Annotated in this window: 4 protein-coding genes; 2 read left to right on the top strand and 2 right to left on the bottom strand. The window is 67.0% G+C overall.

Annotated features, from left to right (window positions below; all coding sequences use genetic code 11):
- Positions 1 to 897, top strand: an 897-nt coding sequence (locus tag AB3X43_RS03920) for a putative bifunctional diguanylate cyclase/phosphodiesterase (protein WP_369428574.1), incomplete at its 5' end; no start/stop codon positions are given.
- Here AB3X43_RS03920 and AB3X43_RS03925 read toward each other — a convergent pair.
- Both AB3X43_RS03925 and AB3X43_RS03930 read right to left on the bottom strand, forming a co-directional pair.
- Positions 845 to 1,822 (bottom strand): GMP reductase, encoded by a 978-nt coding sequence (locus tag AB3X43_RS03925; protein ID WP_369428575.1) that lies wholly within the window; start codon positions 1,820 to 1,822, stop codon positions 845 to 847. The genes AB3X43_RS03920 and AB3X43_RS03925 overlap by 53 nt on opposite strands.
- Before the next feature lie 185 nt (positions 1,823 to 2,007).
- Positions 2,008 to 2,826, bottom strand: a complete 819-nt coding sequence (locus AB3X43_RS03930) for a coiled-coil domain-containing protein (protein ID WP_369428576.1) — start codon at positions 2,824 to 2,826, stop codon at positions 2,008 to 2,010.
- Between the two features lie 230 nt (positions 2,827 to 3,056).
- Between AB3X43_RS03930 and AB3X43_RS03935 the strand changes: the two genes are divergently transcribed.
- Positions 3,057 to 3,690: diguanylate cyclase domain-containing protein (locus tag AB3X43_RS03935; protein ID WP_369428577.1), on the top strand; the 634-nt coding region annotated here is incomplete at its 3' end.

Here is a 3,690-nt window from a genome sequence, read left to right on the forward strand (position 1 = left end):
ACAATGTCCGAAGCGGCCATGATGCGGGCCAAGGCGGCCGGTGGCGGGCGCTTCGAGTTCTACACCTCGGGCATGTCCACCCTCACACGCGACTGGCTCGCACTGGAAAACCGGCTGCGCCAGGCGCTCGATGCCGGCGAGTTCGTGCTGCACTACCAGATCCAGACCGACCTGCGCTCCGGGCGTCCGATCGGGCTGGAGGCCCTGCTGCGCTGGCGGCAGGAGGATGGCGAGCTGTGGGCGCCCGCACGCTTCCTGTCGATCACCGAGGAAACCGGGCTCATCGTGGCCGTGGGCAACTGGGTGATCCGCGAAGCCACGGCGCAGCTGCGGCGCTGGATCGACGCCGGCGTCACGCCGGTGCCGGTGTCGGTCAACGTCTCGGCCAGGCAGTGCATGGATTCACACCTGATCGATGTGATCGCCGGGGCGCTGAAAGATGCGAACGTGCCGGCCTCGCTGCTCAAGGTCGAGATCACCGAGAGCACGGCGATGGCCGACCTCGACCACCTGCGCCAGTTGCTGATGCAGCTGCGCCAGCTCGGCGTGGCCATCGCGCTGGACGACTTCGGCACCGGCTTCTCGTCGCTGGCCCACCTCAAGCGCTTCCCGGTGGACCAGATCAAGATCGATCCGAGCTTCATCGCCGACATCCACCGCGACCCGAACGGCGCCGCCATCGTGCGCGCCACGATCGCGCTGGCCCACGGGCTGGGGGTACCGGTGGTGGCGGAGGGCGTCGAGAACGAGGCCCAGATCCGCTTCCTGCGCGAGCACCGCTGCGACATCGTGCAGGGCTACCTCTACGGTCGCCCCGGCAGCCCGGACGCCATCCGGGAAGTGCTCACATCAGCAGATGTTCACCCGCGTTATCTCCACCCAGAATCACATAGTTGACGCGGCGGATGTCCTGCAGCCGGGTGCCACCGGCGTAGGAGATGGAGCTTTGCAGGTCCTCGCGCATCTCGCGCAGCGTGTCGGCCAGCTTGCCCTTCACCGGCTCCAGGATGCGCTTGCCCTCGACGTGCCGGTACTCGCCCTTGTTGAAGTCGCTGGCCGAGCCGTAGTACTCCTTGTAGAGCTTGCCATCGACCTCGACCGTCTGGCCCGGTGACTCCTCGTGGCCAGCGAACAGCGAGCCGATCATCACCATCGCCGCACAGAAGCGCACGCTCTTGGCGATGTCGCCGTGGTGACGGATGCCGCCGTCCGCGATCATCGGCCTGGTCGCCACGCGGGCGCACCACTTCAGCGCCGAGAGCTGCCAGCCACCGGTGCCGAAACCCGTCTTCAGCCGCGTGATGCAGACCTTGCCGGGGCCGATGCCGATCTTGGTGGCATCCGCACCCCAGGCTTCGAGGTCGATCACCGCCTCGGGCGTGCCGACATTGCCGGCGATCACGAAGGTGTGCGGCAGCTTCGCCTTGATGTGGTCGATCATGCGGCGCACGCTGTCGGCATGGCCGTGGGCGATGTCGATGGTGATGTAGTCGGCACCCACCCCCTCGGCGGCGAGCTGGTCGACCACCGCCATGTCCGCGGGCTTCACGCCGGAGCTGATCGAGACGAACAGGCCCTGTGCACGCATCGAACGCGCGAAGGCCACGTTGTCCAGATCGAAGCGGTGCATCACGTAGAAGTAGCCGTTGGCGGCCAGCCAGGCGGCCAGCGGCGCGTCCAGCACGGTCTTCATGTTGGCCGGCACCACCGGCAGGTGGAAGCGGCGACCGCCGAACTCCACCGCGGTGTCGCACTCGCTGCGGCTGTCCACCCGGCAGCGCCGGGGCAAGAGCAGGACGTTGTCGTAGTCGAAGATGTCCATGGGAAAAGGCTCTCGAGCTGGCGGGCAGCGGTGGTGCAGTGCTGCCGCAAAACTGCGAGCGCTTGACCTGGACCCGGTCAGCCGACCGGGCCGCAGAATTTGGGCCCGGTGGTCGATTCTACGCGGCAGGACCACCCTGACCGTGGCGTGGGAGACGACGGAGCCACCGCGACGACCACACCCGCTCAGGCCGCCACCCGCTCCCGCACCACGGGTGCATGGACGCGTCGATCGGACACGCCTGGTGGCAGCTGCGCCGGAAACACCCGCCGCTCGCGCCGAAGGTCCTGGCGCAACGCCTCCAGCTGCCGCTGTCCGATCGCCATCTGCTGTTCCAGCACATTGGCCCGGTGCTGCAGCACGGCCTGTGCCGTGTCGGACTGGTCGAGCAGATCGAGCAGCTTGCCCACTTCGTCCTGCAAGGCATCACGCGCCTGACAGACCTGCCGATGCGCCTCGGCATCCACCTGCAGCGCCTGGCGCTCGTGGATCTGCTTGGCCTGCACGGCCAGCAGGTCGGCGCGGGCCGAGGCCAGCAACTCGCTCAGTTCGTCGCACTGCACCCGCAGCGCCTGCACTTCGCGCCGGTGCGCCACGCGCTCACCGCCCATCTGCCGCTCCAGAGAGCGCATCTGGTGGCACAGGGCCTGCTCTGCCTGGCAGTAGCCGGCGCGGGCGCCCTCCATCTCCCGGCGTACCCGCTCAACGGTCTGCAGACTCTGGTCACGGGCCTCGGTCAGTTCCCGCAAGGCTTGGTCCGCCCGCGATGCATCGTTGCGCAACTGGCTGATCTCGGCGTCCAGGCCGCAGCGGTCCGCTTCCGACCGCTGCGTGTGCTCCTCCAGCCAGCGGTCCTGTTCGGCCCAGCAACGGCGGTGCACGGCATCTCTCTCGATCAGCCGCGCCTGCCGCTCGCGCAGCGCCTGAAACAGCCCACCCAGCACCAGTCCGGTCAAACCCGCCAGCAGCAGGTCCAGCCACCACATCTGACCGATCACACTCATGGAACATCTCCTTGGCAGGCAACCTTGGCAAGCAATGAGTTACGTTTTGCAACCATGCGCAGTGCGCTTACTATCGTGAAAACAATCACGTTTTTTATGAAGCAAGCCTGATAGCACCCATCGGAACGTTTTCGTTTCAATCGGGTCAGACACCCTGTGTTAGCATTTTTTCCATCCCTAGACGCTCCTCCGGTGAACAGACTTTCATGAATCAATTGCGCATCGTGGTCATGGAAAATGGGCCCCTGCTGGCGGAGGACCACGACGCCACCATGCGGCAACTGGGCCTGATCGATGCGCGCACGGGGCTGCCGCACCGGGATCTGCTGCTCGACCGGCTCAGGCAGGCCACGGCCGGTGTGGCGCGCGGCGGGTCGGCCTTCGCATTGATGTACATCGGCACCAGCCCGGCCACTGCGGCGATGCGCGGCCCGGCACTGGAAACGGTGATGCAGCAGTTCGCCTGCCAGCTGCACCGGCTGAGCCGCCGCACGGACAGTTTCTCGCGCATGGGGGTGTCCGATTTTGCGGCGCTGCTGCCCGGCAATCCGTCCGTGGCCGGATTGATGGCCATGGGCCAGAAGGTCGCCACCGAGTTCGCGGACCGGGTACAGGTGCACATCGGCGTGGCGCTCTGCCCGCGGCATTCCAGCGATGCCGACACCCTGCTCACACAGGCCCGTGCAGCGCTCGAACAGGCCCGCCTGGCCCAGGTCACCACAGCGTTGTTCGAACCCCGTTCGGTGCCTGCATCCTCCGGTTTTGCATCGACCATGGACGGCGCCATGCGCTCGGCGTTCCAGCCGGTGCAGGACTTGCGCAACGGCGGCCTCTCGCGCCTGCAGATCTCGACCACGGGGCTCG

The organism is Sphaerotilus sp. (genome assembly GCF_041083715.1).
In the GTDB taxonomy this organism is placed as follows: domain Bacteria; phylum Pseudomonadota; class Gammaproteobacteria; order Burkholderiales; family Burkholderiaceae_C; genus Sphaerotilus.

Coding starts and splice junctions, on each gene's coding strand:
- AB3X43_RS03930 (WP_369428576.1), bottom strand. CDS start 2,826: ATGAGTGTGATCGGTCAGATGTGGTGGCTGGACCTGCTGCTGGCGGGT.
- AB3X43_RS03925 (WP_369428575.1), bottom strand. CDS start 1,822: ATGGACATCTTCGACTACGACAACGTCCTGCTCTTGCCCCGGCGCTGC.